General features: G+C 55.8%; 12 protein-coding genes. 8 read left to right on the plus strand and 4 right to left on the minus strand.

Annotated elements, in window-relative coordinates; all coding sequences use genetic code 11:
* Positions 1 to 103: 103 nt before the first annotated feature.
* On the plus strand, positions 104 to 1,276 hold the full coding sequence (locus U1140_RS07635) for an AAA family ATPase (protein ID WP_369846974.1): 1,173 nt from the start codon (positions 104 to 106) through the stop codon (positions 1,274 to 1,276).
* Positions 1,277 to 1,303: 27 nt separating this feature from the next.
* Here U1140_RS07635 and U1140_RS07640 read toward each other — a convergent pair whose 3' ends face one another.
* The 3 genes from U1140_RS07640 to U1140_RS07650 all read right to left on the minus strand — a co-directional run bounded on the left by U1140_RS07640 (position 1,304) and on the right by U1140_RS07650 (position 3,785).
* Positions 1,304 to 1,813: a DinB family protein gene (locus U1140_RS07640; protein WP_369846975.1), complete on the minus strand. Its 510-nt coding sequence runs from the start codon at positions 1,811 to 1,813 to the stop codon at positions 1,304 to 1,306.
* 87 nt (positions 1,814 to 1,900) lie between these two features.
* Positions 1,901 to 2,074, minus strand: a complete 174-nt coding sequence (locus U1140_RS07645; RefSeq protein WP_272722714.1) for a hypothetical protein — start codon at positions 2,072 to 2,074, stop codon at positions 1,901 to 1,903.
* 346 nt (positions 2,075 to 2,420) lie between these two features.
* Positions 2,421 to 3,785, minus strand: coding sequence for a CitMHS family transporter (locus U1140_RS07650; protein WP_369846976.1), 1,365 nt, complete (start codon positions 3,783 to 3,785; stop codon positions 2,421 to 2,423).
* Between the two features lie 209 nt (positions 3,786 to 3,994).
* Here U1140_RS07650 and U1140_RS07655 point away from each other — a divergent pair, with 209 nt between their 5' ends.
* The 5 genes from U1140_RS07655 (at position 3,995) to U1140_RS07675 (ending at position 9,424) form a co-directional block, all read left to right on the plus strand.
* Positions 3,995 to 4,912, plus strand: a complete 918-nt coding sequence (locus U1140_RS07655; protein WP_369846977.1) for an Abi family protein — start codon at positions 3,995 to 3,997, stop codon at positions 4,910 to 4,912.
* Positions 4,913 to 4,980: 68 nt separating this feature from the next.
* Complete coding sequence (locus tag U1140_RS07660; RefSeq protein WP_369846978.1) at positions 4,981 to 5,760, plus strand: TSUP family transporter; 780 nt, start codon at positions 4,981 to 4,983, stop codon at positions 5,758 to 5,760.
* A gap of 54 nt (positions 5,761 to 5,814) precedes the next feature.
* Positions 5,815 to 7,044: a bifunctional alpha/beta hydrolase/OsmC family protein gene (locus tag U1140_RS07665; RefSeq protein WP_369846979.1), complete on the plus strand. Its 1,230-nt coding sequence runs from the start codon at positions 5,815 to 5,817 to the stop codon at positions 7,042 to 7,044.
* 271 nt (positions 7,045 to 7,315) lie between these two features.
* Positions 7,316 to 8,542, plus strand: a complete 1,227-nt coding sequence (locus U1140_RS07670; protein WP_369846980.1) for an acetyl-CoA C-acyltransferase — start codon at positions 7,316 to 7,318, stop codon at positions 8,540 to 8,542.
* Positions 8,543 to 8,638: 96 nt separating this feature from the next.
* The gene (locus U1140_RS07675) at positions 8,639 to 9,424 is read left to right on the plus strand and encodes an enoyl-CoA hydratase (protein ID WP_369846981.1); all 786 of its coding nucleotides are present in this window, start codon (positions 8,639 to 8,641) and stop codon (positions 9,422 to 9,424) included.
* Between the two features lie 30 nt (positions 9,425 to 9,454).
* Here the strand turns inward: U1140_RS07675 and U1140_RS07680 are convergent, their stop codons facing one another.
* Positions 9,455 to 11,230: an AMP-binding protein gene (locus U1140_RS07680; RefSeq protein ID WP_369846982.1), complete on the minus strand. Its 1,776-nt coding sequence runs from the start codon at positions 11,228 to 11,230 to the stop codon at positions 9,455 to 9,457.
* A gap of 297 nt (positions 11,231 to 11,527) precedes the next feature.
* Here U1140_RS07680 and U1140_RS07685 point away from each other — a divergent pair, with 297 nt between their 5' ends.
* Both U1140_RS07685 and U1140_RS07690 read left to right on the plus strand, forming a co-directional pair.
* A complete protein-coding gene (locus U1140_RS07685; RefSeq protein ID WP_369846983.1) occupies positions 11,528 to 12,748 on the plus strand; it encodes an acyl-CoA dehydrogenase family protein in 1,221 nt (406 codons plus the stop codon).
* A 72-nt stretch (positions 12,749 to 12,820) separates the two neighbouring features.
* Positions 12,821 to 13,594: an SDR family NAD(P)-dependent oxidoreductase gene (locus tag U1140_RS07690; RefSeq protein ID WP_369846985.1), complete on the plus strand. Its 774-nt coding sequence runs from the start codon at positions 12,821 to 12,823 to the stop codon at positions 13,592 to 13,594.
* Positions 13,595 to 13,600: the final 6 nt, after the last annotated feature.

The following is a 13,600-nucleotide window of genomic DNA, read 5'->3' on the forward strand; positions in this document are numbered from 1 at the left end:
ATTCCGACTTTTATGCAATGCCTGGACGGGGCGAGGTGGAACGGGGCGACTTTATACTTCTTTATACTTTCGGCCAATTTATAAATAAGTATAAAGTGGGGGCATGCAGGAAAGCCCATATACCCCAAGTTCGATTGCTCGTGACCTTGTTGGGCGCGAGCAGCAGCTTCGCCGTGCTCAGATGATGCTGACATCTGTCAGTAGTAATAAACTTGCGGAAGAACTGCAGATTTACGTTGGCCCTCGCGGGGTCGGGAAAACATCTTTACTGCGATCAATTCAATCTGCAGCCCAGAACCAAAGCTTTGAAACTGTGTGGGTAACAGCAGGCGATGGTGTCGTAATTGACGAATTGGTGTCAGGTATTGAAAAGGTCTTGAACAATCATGCGCGACAAGTTAGTATTGCGTTGTGGGACATGATTAAAAACATCAAAGTCAGTATTGCCGGAGTGAGTGTCTCTGGTCCTGGCTCGAGTGAGCTTAAAACTGCACATATGGGGTCTTCTTCGCATTCGCTTGGTAGGCAATTGCAGGACATTCTTGTAGCGGTGGGTAAGGACTTACAAGGAACCGAGAAAAGTGCCGGACTTGGCATTTTCGTCGACGAGATTCAGCTTGCCGACGGCCCGAGCATCCGTGCATTGGCTTATACCTGGCAACATCTGCAATCAGAAGGTTCGGAATTGCCGCTGTTTTGTTTAATGTCTGGTCTCAGCCACAGCCAAGATGTGATCACTGAATATGCGAGCTTTGGAGAACGGTTTAATTATATTAATCTCTCCAACTTGGATGAAGCTAGCTCGGCGGAAGCTCTGCGTCGGCCCGCTGAGAAAATGGGGGTGAAATGGGCGCCATCGGCATTATTGGATGCTGCTAATAGTGCCGCTGGCTACCCATATTTTTTGCAATTAATTGGGGAGTGTTCGTGGGAAGCTGCAGGCCTTCCAGAACCAGGTGGAGTGATTTCTCCTGAGGTGTTAATGCAGGCGAAATCTATCTTCCACAATCGATTGCAGCAGTTTTATCGATCACGCTGGATGAAAGCCAGTGAGTCCGAGCAGGAGATCATGGCCGCTATGGCGCAGTATGGGGATGAGCCGGTGAGGCGAGGGAGTATTGCCCAAGAACTTGGGAAACCATCGTCGGCGCTCAGCATGCAGCGTCAGAGTTTGATGGATAAAGGCTTAGTAGAAAGTACCGGATGGGGCATGATGTCTTTTACGGCTCCTGGTTTCGGGGACTATATCCGCAAGCTGATCGGCGCCGATGAATAGAAGCTGCCCAAAGTAGGTTAACGGTTGCTACACCCACATCCCAGCGACATAAGTGGCTTGCGCTAGGTGCGCGGTGGCGTCGTCGATAATTGACACCAAGCGGGTTCCGCGGCTGATCGGTTGGCCTTCATATTCGGCGATGATGTCACTAAGATCATTATCAGCGAGGCTGCCGCAGTAGGCGGCTAAGGCATCGAGCGTTGCAGCGACATAGCTGCGTAGATGCTCGAAGTCTGCAGCATCCTGGAGCTGGATCTTCGCGGCATCGTCGGCAGAATGCCCATAACCCAGGCTGTCGCCGGCGTCGCCAAGCGCCAGGGCAGCCCGGCACTGGCTGGAATACCACAACTCGTCGTCGCCGGTGAGGGCCGACAGCTGTACATCAATCTCGCGGCCGGTGTGCCAGATCAACCAGGCGATGGAATTGGGGTGCCCCACCGGATGTTGGTTGAGCTGCTCGGCACTAAGGCTGGGCAGTGCGGTGAGCACGTCTTTCGGACGGGCTGCGAAGTCAAGGAGTACGTCGATTCCGTTCATGCGCCCCATCGTAGTTCTCACTAGTTATCGCGGCAGCAACTCCGCAATGCCTGGGCAAAGCGAGACTGGGGGCATCACCGTTGAAAATTAGTGCAGCGGTTCACCTGTCACCGGGTCTAGCCCGTCATACCGTGTTCCATCAGGTGCGACGTTGCAGAACTCTGGTGGACCAACGCACGAGCGCGCCTCTTCCTGGATGTATTCTGGTCCGCCATTGTTGTGGAAACACCAGTCGGAATACTGGATCGAGCCATCTGACATTAATGCAGGTCCTGGAGTGCCTTCTAAACATTCGATGAGGACTGGTTTTGGTGGAGCAACTGGTTGTGCTGGCCGCTGGACTGGTGCAGAGCTTTGGGGAGCTTTTCGAGATGGTTCCGGTGGTGTTGCGGAACTAGAAAGAGATGCTTTCGGTGTGGCGCTTGTACTGGTATCCGGCGCCGCCGCTTTGCTGCTTGACGACGTTGCGGTTGGGCTTTTGCTACTGGCTGAGCTGGTCGTTTGCGACGTCGAGGGTGATTCTGTTTCCGCAGTACCATTGCTGCATGCTGCAAGTGTGAATGAGGCAGCTGCGAGAGTTATTATGAGCCGTTTCATCTTTGCAACCCTATGCCAGCATTCCCGTTGCAAAGGCAGTGCCCACGATAATTACGGAGAATACCCACGCGATCGGGAATGCTAGCTTCAGGTAGCGGCCCATCTGCGCATTTGCTAGGCCGAGTGCCAGCCACAGAGCCGGGGAGAACGGCGAGACGAATGTACCAATCACATTGCCCAGAATCAGCGCGCTGGCAGCACCTAGGCCGGAAATATCGTAGGCGGCGACGGTTTCTTGCACGATTGGCAGCACCGAGAAGTAATACGCATCAGTCGAGGTCAACAGGTCCAGCGGCACGCCCAGCATGCCGACGGCAACGTGCAGGTACGGCCCGGCGGCTTCCGGCAGCACGTTAATCAGGGACAGCGCGATGGCTTCCAGCATGCCGGTTTCGTTCAGCACGCCCAGGAACATCGCGGCGGCGATAATAATTCCGGCCATCGACAGCGCGTTTGGTGCGTGGCGTTTCAAAGCATCGGCTTGCTCTGCCTGCGAGGTGAAGTTGATGATCAACGCTAGCGTGGCGGCAATCAGGAACGTCGGTGCAGGAGGCAACAGCCCAGCCAGCAACACCACCAGCGCGGCCACAACTACCAGCACATTAAGCACCGTCGGCACGGTGCCGGAGCGGAATTTGTAGCCTTGTTCGAGTTGTTTTTCGCGTTGTTTCTGCTCAAATTCGTCGGCAATGGCGTGTACGTCAATGTTGTCAGTGGCGGGAAGCTCACCAGCAGCCTGCAGCGCGCTAATCCGGCGCTTTTCCCGCACACCCAGCGCAAAGGCGACCAGAATGACGAAAACCAGCGCCAGGCCTTGCATCGGGATCAGATGCATCCATACGGTGTTGGTGTCCTGCGAAATCACCGCGCCCGCGCGACCCAACGGGCCACCCCAGGGCACCATGTTCATCACAGAAGCTGCCAGTGCGACGATCGTCAGCAGCACGTACCGCGACATGTGCAACGCTTGGTACAGCGGCAGCAGCGCAGGAATCGTTAACAGGAACGTCGTCGAACCAGAACCATCCAGGTGCGCGACCACACCAATCAGACCCGTGCCGACGGCGACTGCCACCACGTTTCCGCGTGTGGTTTTGATCAACGCCCGAATAATCGGGGTGAACAAGCCGACGTCTTGCAGGATGCCGAAGAAGATGATCGCGAAGATGAACATCACGACGACCTTCATCACCGAGCTCAGGCCTTCTTCGAAAAACGTCGCGAGATCTTCCAAGCCATAGCCGGTGATGAATGCGCCGATGACCGGCACTAGTGTCATAGGAATCAGAGGGTGTGTTTTACTGCGGATCAAAATGCCGACGGTGGTACCCACAATGAGCAGACCCATCAGGGTCAAACCGAGTTCTGTTTGCATACGCAACAGATTAGCGGGGCCAAAGTGCACACCACATTTCACGGACAGGAAAGATTCATGTCAGCTGCTCAAGACTAAAATCGATAGTGAATCCGTAGCTATTGCTGTGCGTGTGATGCTTTAGTAGCATGAAGACAACATGACCGGTTCCGCTGCCCACTTTGATGTGGGAGTCCAGGGCCGGTCTTTGTCATAGGCAGGAGCTAGGGGTGGAGCAGACTAAAGGATTTAAGACTTACGCTGAGCAGATTGAGTTGCTTCGCACACGGGGGATGAAGTTTTCTGACCCAACGATGGCGGAGCACTTTCTTGCTCGCCTAAATTACTATCGACTTTCAGGGTACTGGTACCCAATGCGTAGTTTTACTGAAAACAATGGCATCGCATTGGACAAATTCGTCGACGGAACCACATTTGAACTGGTTATCGCTCTCTATGAGTTCGATGAACGTCTCCGCCATACAGTATTTATTGAACTAGATCGCATCGAAATGGCTATTCGAGCAATGCTTGGCTATGAATTGGGGCGGATCGATCCACTCATACATCTGCGCGTACACAAATTAGGCGCTCGCGCACGTCAAGTGCGTACAGGCAATCGTAGCGTTCATGATCAGTGGTTGAGCAAATATAAAGCCGCGCTTAACGCATCTAAAGAGGATTTCGTGTCTCACCATAAAGCAAAATATGGAGGAGAAATGCCGATTTGGGCAGCTGTCGAAGTCATGGACTGGGGGATGCTTTCTTATTTATTTGGTATGGCGCCTAACATCGTCCGCAATCGAATAGCGAACCAGTGTGGATTAAGCGGCCCCCAGCTGGAGTCATGGTTGAAATCTCTGAATATCCTCCGCAACTACGCGGCACACCATGCTCGTATGTTTAATCGTTCTTATGACATCAAACCAAAATTGAATAGCGATTCCCGTCTAGCTCCAGTAGCGGGAGTTATGAACAGAGCCTTCGGGCAGTTGTCACTTATCCAATACCTACATTGTCAGTTACATTTGTCTCGAGCTGAACTTTTACCACGGCTATTGAACGAATATCCGCATAATTCTATCGTTCCGATTGCACGCATCGGGGCGCCGCCACGGTGGTACGAATTTGACCTATGGACGAGATAGTGCGATTGCGCTGGAAAAAGCACTAATCTCATAGAAAGCTTTAGCGTTTAAGCAGTCAGGAAAGATTCATGTCAGCCGAAATTATCACCGCGTTGCTGGTCGGCTCCCTCGCCGCGGGCTGGGTTGATGCCGTCGTCGGCGGTGGCGGGCTGATTCTCATTCCGCTGATCCTCGTCCTCAACCCCACCATGGCGCCGGCGCAGGCGCTGGCGACGAACAAAGTCGCCGCGATCTTCGGTACTTCGTCTGCTGCGATCACGCTCGCGCGCCGGGTTCCATCCGCGCTCAATGCCCTGAAATATGCTCCGTTGGCTCTCATCGGTTCTGCGGGCGGTGCGCTGTTGGCGGCAAGCGTCGACAAGCAGATCATGCGCCCGGTGATCATCGTGTTGCTGTTGGCCGTCGGATTGTTCACGGTGGCGCGACCGTCGTTCGGTGCGGTGAGTGGCACGCAGAAAACGGCGAAATTGAGCCGCAACCGCCTACTGGGTGTGCTCGCGCTGGTGGGGGCGATTGGTGTTTACGACGGTGTGTTCGGCCCAGGTACAGGGTTGTTTCTGATCATGGGCTTTACGATGATACTTGGCACCGATTTCATCGCCAGTGCCGCGCGGGCGAAGATCATTAACGTCTCGACGAATATCGGTGCGCTGCTTACCTTCACCCTGCAAGGTGAGGTGCTGTGGTTGCTCGGCCTGGCCCTAGCGGTGACGAATGTGGCCGGTGCACAGATCGGCGCGCGCATGGTGTTGGGGCGTGGCACGGGGTTTGTGCGGGTGGTGTTGCTGGTGGTAGTCGTCGTGATGGCCGGCAAGTTGGCGTTGGATCAGTTTGGTGTGACGGGATAGACCACGAGATCGTCGCCGCACCGGAGTAGCGCCGCACCGGAGTAGTCTGGCGCTATGACTCAACGGCAAAAACTCACTTTCGACGGTCACCGAGGCAACGAATTGGCGGCGCGACTGGATAGCCCCGCCAACCCACGCGCTTATGCCGTGCTGGCGCACTGTTTTACCTGCTCGAAGGATTCCCCGGCTACCTCACGCATTGCCAAACAGCTGGTCAAAGATGGCATTGCGGTGTTGCGGATTGATTTCGCGGGCCTGGGGCATTCCGAAGGCAATTTCGAAGATTCCACGTTTTCTGGCGACGCCCAGGATGTGGTGGCGGCTGCGGAGTGGTTGGAGGAGCATTATCAAGCACCGCAGTTGCTGATTGGTCATTCGCTCGGTGGTGCGGCGGCGTTGGCTGCGGCTGCTGATATTGATTCGTTGCGTGCGGTGGTCACCATCGCCGCGCCGTATGATCCGGAGCACGTCACTGGTTTGTTTGCTGGTGCGCTGGACGATATCGCTGAAGATGGTTCAGCATCGGTGAAAATCGGTGGCAAGACCGTCTGTGTGGGGCAGGGGCTCGTCGACGACCTGCGCGGATTTGATCAAAAAGAGCGCATTGCGGCGATTGATGTGCCTTTGTTGGTCATGCATTCGAATGCCGATGATCTTGTTGATATCCACAATGCGCAGGGTATTTATCGGGCTGCGCGGACGACGAAGTCGTTCATCATGCTCGATGGTGTGGAGCATTTGCTGCACCGCGACAAACAGGCCCAGCATGCCGCGCAGATGTTGGTTGGCTGGGCAGCGCCATACCTGCCGGAGGTCGCCGACGTTGATGGTGACGATTGTGCAGACGAGCGACGCCGTTATACCGAGGATGGCGTCGTCAAGGCCCGCCTGACCGGCGATGGTGATTTTGCCACGGAGCTGCGGGCGGGTAGCCACCGTTGGATTGCCGATGAACCCACTAGCGTGCCGGGCGCGAAAAACACTGGGCCGAATCCGTATGACATGTTGCAGGCCTCGCTGGCGACGTGCACCGTGATGACGATGGGGATGTATGCCCGTCGCAAAAAGTGGGAGCTAGGAGATACGGATGTCGTCGTCAGGCACGAACGCGATAAGCAGGGCGTGACGACGTTGACCCGCGTGCTGCATTTCGACGACGCCCTTTCGGCCGAGCAGCGCGACAAGCTCACCGCAATTTCCGAGAAGTGCCCCGTGCACAAAACCCTGCATGGCGAGATCCAAATTGAGACTCGTGATGCTGCGCACAATGAGTCTCAGGATTAGCGCTGCGTGAGCAGAAAGCCCGCCTGCTTTTGTAGTCTAAACCCCATTTCTCGCGTACTATGTTATGTATCACTGTTCGGCGGTTGAAAATAAACTTCTGCCGCCGACAGTTTGTGAATTGCCAACGCACAATGATTAACGCACAACAGTTATTGCACGACGATTAATACGCAAAGGTGAGTGCACAACGTTTCATGCGCGCTGAGCTATGCGCACAAAGCACAGCGGGCATGACGCGCGTAGAGTCAACCTGGTGGAAGGTGATGAGGTTATGACTGCCGAGAACACACAAAATACTGCAGAAACCGCGAGCAACGCCGACGATATCGTTATCGTCGGCGCAGCGCGGACGCCATTTGGAAAGCTCTTAGGTAGCTTGTCGACGCTGCCAGCAACAAAGCTCGGCGCACATGCGACGCAGGCGGCTTTGAGCAACGCCGGCATCGATCCGGAGGTCGTGGATGCCGTGATTTTCGGGCAGGTGCTTCAGGCTGGCGCCGGACAAAACCCGGCGAAACAAATTGCGCTGGGTGCCGGGATTTCGCGCCGCGCGCACACGACTACCGTGAATAAGGTCTGTTTATCCGGACTCAGCGCCATCATCGACGGCGCTCGTTTGCTGCGTAGCCACGAGGCTGACGTTGTGGTTTCCGGTGGTGCGGAATCGATGTCGAATGCTCCGCACCTGCTTACCTCGTCGCGGGCGGGCCGGAAGTTCGGGGATGTCACTGCGGTGGACCATATGGCCCATGATGGCCTGGTTGATGCGGACAAAGGCATTTCGATGGGAGAGCTGACCGAAGAATACGCCGATACCTATCCGGTGAGCGCGGAGGAAGAAAACGAATGCGCTGCTCGCTCGCACCAACGTGCTGCCGAGGCACGCGATAGTGGAGTTTTCAGCAAAGAGATTTCTCCAGTCACGGTGAAAACGCGGAAAGGCGAGGTCACCGTGGATGCCGATGAGGGCATTCGTGACGGGGTCACCGCAGAAAAACTCTCGCAGCTGCGTCCAGCGTTTGCCGAAGGCGGTTCTATCACCGCAGGTAATTCTTCACCGATTACAGATGGTGCCGCGGCGGTCGTGTTGACGCGACGCGGCTACGCGCAGCAGCAGGGATGGGCAGTCTTGGCGACGTTGCGTGCACCCGGCCAGGTTGCCGGCCCTGACGGCTCGCTGCAGGCGCAACCGGCAAACGCGCTCCACGCTGCGCTCGACCGGCAGGGATGGAATGCCAGCGATCTTGATGTCGTCGAGATCAATGAGGCTTTCGCGGCCGTCGTAGTGAAATCCGCGCAGGAACTTGGTCTGGACCCGACGGCGGTGAACCGTCATGGTGGTGCCATCGCTTTGGGCCACCCGATTGGTGCTTCGGGTGCGCGTTTGGTCGTACACGCTGCGCATCAGTTGGCAAGCGGTAATGGCCAGCGTGCTGGTGTGTCGTTGTGCGGTGGCGGCGGCCAGGGCGAGGCGCTGCTGTTGGAAGCAACGCACTAATCCGCGTACTAGATGCGCACAGAATAAACCGCAAAGATCAAACCACACATACTAAACCGCACAGACAGAAACTGTGCAGAGATTGAGAGGTTGATGATGAACGCGCAGAACGATTTTGCAACAATCCAGACAGAAACCCGTGGCAGGGTAGGCCTTATCACTCTGGACCGGCCGAAAGCGTTGAATGCTTTGAACCAGGAACTCATGCTGGAGGTTATTGCGGCTGCGCAGGAACTCGACCGCGATGACAGCATCGGCTGTATCGTGCTGACGGGATCAGAGAAGGCTTTCGCCGCGGGAGCCGACATCAAAGAAATGGCGACAAAAACTGCCACCGAGATGTTCATGGGCGATTGGTTTTCTGAATGGGACCAGTTGACTCAGGTTCGGACCCCGTTGGTTGCGGCAGTCAATGGTTATGCGCTGGGCGGTGGCTGCGAGCTCGCCATGATGTGCGATTTCATCATCGCTGGTGAGAAAGCACAATTCGGCCAACCGGAAATTAATCTTGGGGTGTTGCCGGGAATGGGCGGCTCGCAACGGTTAACCCGTGCCGTCGGCAAGGCCAAAGCCATGGAAATGTGCTTGACTGGCCGCATGATGGGTGCCGAAGAAGCTGAGCGGGCAGGTTTGGTTGCGCGTATCGTCGCAACGGACAAGCTTGTCGACGAAGCACTGCAGGTCGCAGAAACGATTGCGAATAAGTCTTTGGTTGCTACCACGATGGTCACGGAAGCAGTCGATGCTGCGTATGAAACCACCTTGCGGCAAGGCTTGCAGCATGAGCGGCGTTTGTTCCATTCGATTTTTGCTGCAGAAGATCAAAAGGAAGGCATGGACGCCTTCGCCAATAAGCGCGACCCGGAATTTAAACACCGCTAGCGCTAAGGCTTAGTCCGACAGCGCGGGGGCTTAGTCCGACAGCGCTGGAAAGTCCTTGTCCGAGTACTCGGTGTGCTCGGTAGCGGTCTCAGCCGGAGCGCCAGTGGCCACATCAGTTGCGTGAATCTGGTTCTCGCGTGCACGAAGATCAACGCGGCGAATTTTGCCGGAGACCGTTTTCGGCAGCTCGTAGAATTCCAGTCGGCGAATGCGTTTATACGGAGCTAAGCCGTTGCGGCAATGTTGCAGGATCGACTCAGCAGTTTCTGCATTCGGCTCGTATCCTGCAGCGAGTGCAACATAAGCCTTCGGTACGGCCAGGCGGATTGGGTCTGGCGACGGGACGACGGCAACTTCAGCGACGGCCGGGTGTTCGATGACCACGGACTCCAGCTCAAACGGTGAAAGTCGATAGTCCGAGGCTTTAAAGACATCGTCGCTGCGGCCGATGTAGCTGATGTATCCGTCCTCGTCTCGTTCTGCAATGTCGCCGGTGTGGTAGTAGCCATCGCGGAACACTTCGCTGTTTTTCGCTGCATCCCCGAAATAACCGGGGGTCAGGCCGACGGGGCGTGGATCAATGGATAGGCAGATCTCGCCTTGGTCGCCGATCTCGTCGGTAGCTGGGTCGATGAGCACGACATCCATACCTGGCTGTGGGCGTCCCATGGAGCCGGGCTTGACCTTTTGGCCGGGTGAATTCGCAATTTGTACGGAAGATTCGGTCTGTCCGAAGCCGTCGCGGATAGTGGTATTCCAGGCTTTTTCTACGTAACGAATCAGTTCTGGGTTCAGTGGCTCGCCGGCTGCGACGACTTTCTTTGGTGGATTGGGCAGCGAGTCGAGGTTCGCTTGCGCCAACATCCGCCACACCGTTGGCGGGGCACAGAAACTGGTCACTGATTCTTCATCCATTTTGTCCAATAATGCTGCGGCTTCGAAACGGGCGTAGTTATAGACGAAGATCGTGGCACCAGCGATCCAGGGCGCAAAGAAATTCGACCATGCGTGCTTTGCCCAACCAGGGGCGGCGACATTGAGGTGCACGTCGCCGGGTTCGAGGCCAATCCAGTACATTGTCGACAGGTTGCCGACGGGATAACTGGTGTGCGTGTGCTCAACGAGCTTCGCTTTCGACGTCGTGCCCGAGGTGAAATAAAGCAGGAGAGTGTCGTCGGCCTTGGTCTTCGTCCGCGGACTAAACTCCCGCGGCCCGTTGTACGAATCGGCGAAGTCGAGGGTGGGATGGCTGGTCTGTGCTGGTTGCTCGCCGCCGATTTGAATCACCGTGAAATCGCCGGTGACATTCTGGAATTTTTCTGCGTCGTCGTCATTCGCAACCACCCAGGAAACCTCGGCGCGTTCAGTGCGGTCTTGTAGATCAGTCTCGCCGAGCATGGCGGTTGCCGGGTTCAGCACGAATCCGCCTTTGATGCAGGCCAGCATCGTTTCCCACAATTCGACCTGGTTATTCAGCATGAGCATGACGCGATCGCCCGGGCGCACGCCTTTGTCATCTAACCAGGCTGCGAGTTGTGTCGCACGCGCAGATAATTCCGCGAAGGTGCGGCGTGTGCTGGTTCCATCAACTTCACTGATCACCAATGCTGGCTGCTCTTTGGTTTCGCTATCGGCAGCGAGATGGTCGAACCAGTCGCTGGTGAAATTGAAGTGCTCAAAACGGGGCCAGGAAAAACCTTTGCGCGCTGCGGCGTAGTCCGTGCGGTTTTTGACCAGAAAGTCGCGCGCTGTGCGGAATTCTTCTGTCACGGAACTGGTGTGGCCTAGTTGCTGAGTCGATGTCATATCTCTACTCCCGTCATGTGAACTGTATTACATTGCAGTGTAACTGGTGATGTGCATTATTTCGAGAGCACAACAATATGACTGCTCGGGGTTCGGTTCGGTGGGGGTGAATGCCGTTCATATGGGGCCCGGGAGATTGGTTTTTAGCAAAATATGTGACCCCGACGGGGTTTTCCTATTAACGTGTTGTGTATCACTCAATAAGTTTTCTGACAATATAAATTCACCGATCTACGAAGTATCCGAGCTACGAACCCACCACGCCGTGAAGCCACACGGTCACGAAGGAGACGAACCATGACGAACTCGCAATCAGCACAGAATTCACAGGCTGCGCCTATCCCGCAAGCTTTGGCATCAATTGCCTACCCTGCCGTCGATATCCTCGATGTTGCTGCCAGCCTGAACTCTGCCGAACGTGCGCAGTTACAACAGATCCACGAGTTTTTGCAGACTGAGGTCCGGCCAAACGTCGCCGAGCACTGGGACCGCGAAGAATTTCCTTTCGACTTGCTACAAGAACTTGCCAAGCAGGGCCTTGGTGAAATTGAACTATCGGAGACTTCGCGTCTGTTCCGTGGTTTAGTCTATGCAGAGCTCACCCGAGCCGATGTGTCCTTATCAGCGCTGGTCGGTATCCATAACGAGTTGATCGTCGGTGTCATCAACCAACTCGGTTCCGACCAACAAAAGGATCGCTGGCTGGGTCGCTTACGCCAGTTCCAAGCTATCGGCTGCTTTGCCCTGACCGAGCCTGAACATGGCTCGGATATTGCAGGCGGCTTGTCGACGACGGCCACGCGCACCGAGCAAGGCTGGGTGATTAACGGCGCGAAGCGTTGGATCGGCGCAGGCACATTTGCAGATTTTGCCATCGTTTTCGCTCGCGATGTTGCAGATCAACAGATCAAAGGCTTCCTCGTCGAGCTAGATCGCGAGGGCGTGTCGACGGAAAAGATTAGCGGCAAGCTGGGGCTACGCATCATGCAGAATGCAGACATGCTTTTCGACGACGTCGTCATCCCAGAAGAAAACCTCATCCCGGGGGCTGCCTCTTTCGCGAACACCAACGAATTTTTGTGTAGCTCGCGCGCCTGGGTGGGGTGGCAGGGCGCTGGCATTCAGCTAGCGATTTTTGATGCGACGCGGCAATACGCTGTCACCCGCGAACAGTTCGGGCGTCCGTTGGCGAAGTTCCAACTCGTCCAAGAGCAACTCTCGCGAATTCTGGGCAACGCCTCTGCTTCTCTAGCGATGATGGCGCAGGTCGCGTCGGTGCAGGAGGCAGGCCGTCTCGAAATGCCGCATGCCGCGTTGGCGAAGGCGACGACGACGCGCTTAGCCCGTGAGTCCGCTGCCGCCGGGCGTGATCTCGGTGGTGGAAACGGAATTTTGACCGAGCATGAACTGGCAAAACTTTTTGCCGATGCAGAGATTCTGTTCACCTATGAGGGCACTTACAACATCAATTCTTTGATTGTGGGCCGTGCCGTCACGGGTGTATCGGCTTTTGTATAGCTGGCTGCGAGCTAAAACGTTCTGATTGTTCTTAGTATCCAGCGATTATTTGTCTGAGTTAAGGAGTTTGTTGTGATTATTGGTTCTGGGGTCTCTGCAGTTGTCTCCGGTGGTGCCTCTGGTTTGGGTGCTGCTAGCGTTCGGGAATTGGCTGAACAAGGGGTGAAGGTCTTCGCTCTTGATTTGGAATCATCGATCGACAAGCAGCGTTCCGCTGGCGCCTTGCTAGATGGCGTGGAATATCTGCCGGTTGACGTGACCGACGGCGATGCAGTGGTCGATGCGGTCGCCACCGCACAAAAATCCGCGCCGCTACGTGTGGCTGTGGCGTGTGCGGGAGTGTGTCCGTCGCAACGTATTGTTTCGTCGAAAGGAATGCACGACTTTGGTCTGTTTGCCTCGACGATAAACGTGAACCTCATGGGCTCGTTCCACCTCTTGGCTGCTGCTGCACAACAAATGGCAGGCAATGAGCCAGTTGATGATGACGGCCAACGCGGCGTCGTGGTGTTGACTTCGTCAGTGGCAGCTTTTGAAGGCCAGGTTGGTCAGGCCGGGTACGCAGCATCGAAAGGTGGGGTGCATTCGTTGGCGTTAACAGCTGCGCGAGACCTCGCCTCCAAAGGAATACGAGTCAACGCAATCGCGCCGGGCATAGTGGATACGCCCATGATGGCTGGCATTGCTGCAGATTTTCGGGCTGAGCTGGAATCGCGCGTGCAGTTCCCGCGGCGCCTGGCACGCCCGGAAGAATTCGCCGGCATGGTTTCGTCGTTCGTCGCCAGTGATTATCTCAATGGTGAAACCGTGCGACTAGACGGTGGCCTGCGCATGCCACCGCGCTAAGCGAGC

The sequence above is a fragment of the Corynebacterium drakensteinense genome (assembly GCF_041224285.1).
In the GTDB taxonomy this organism is placed as follows: domain Bacteria; phylum Actinomycetota; class Actinomycetes; order Mycobacteriales; family Mycobacteriaceae; genus Corynebacterium.

Bases quoted from the DNA above. Each gene is read 5' to 3' on its own strand.
- U1140_RS07660 (WP_369846978.1), top strand. From the start codon at position 4,981: ATGTCAGCCGAAATTATCACCGCGTTGCTGGTCGGCTCCCTCGCCGCG.
- U1140_RS07675 (WP_369846981.1), top strand. From the start codon at position 8,639: ATGAACGCGCAGAACGATTTTGCAACAATCCAGACAGAAACCCGTGGC.
- U1140_RS07635 (WP_369846974.1), top strand. From the start codon at position 104: ATGCAGGAAAGCCCATATACCCCAAGTTCGATTGCTCGTGACCTTGTT.
- U1140_RS07640 (WP_369846975.1), bottom strand. From the start codon at position 1,813: ATGAACGGAATCGACGTACTCCTTGACTTCGCAGCCCGTCCGAAAGAC.
- U1140_RS07665 (WP_369846979.1), top strand. From the start codon at position 5,815: ATGACTCAACGGCAAAAACTCACTTTCGACGGTCACCGAGGCAACGAA.
- U1140_RS07680 (WP_369846982.1), bottom strand. From the start codon at position 11,230: ATGACATCGACTCAGCAACTAGGCCACACCAGTTCCGTGACAGAAGAA.
- U1140_RS07650 (WP_369846976.1), bottom strand. From the start codon at position 3,785: ATGCAAACAGAACTCGGTTTGACCCTGATGGGTCTGCTCATTGTGGGT.
- U1140_RS07685 (WP_369846983.1), top strand. From the start codon at position 11,528: ATGACGAACTCGCAATCAGCACAGAATTCACAGGCTGCGCCTATCCCG.
- U1140_RS07670 (WP_369846980.1), top strand. From the start codon at position 7,316: ATGACTGCCGAGAACACACAAAATACTGCAGAAACCGCGAGCAACGCC.
- U1140_RS07645 (WP_272722714.1), bottom strand. From the start codon at position 2,074: ATGTCAGATGGCTCGATCCAGTATTCCGACTGGTGTTTCCACAACAAT.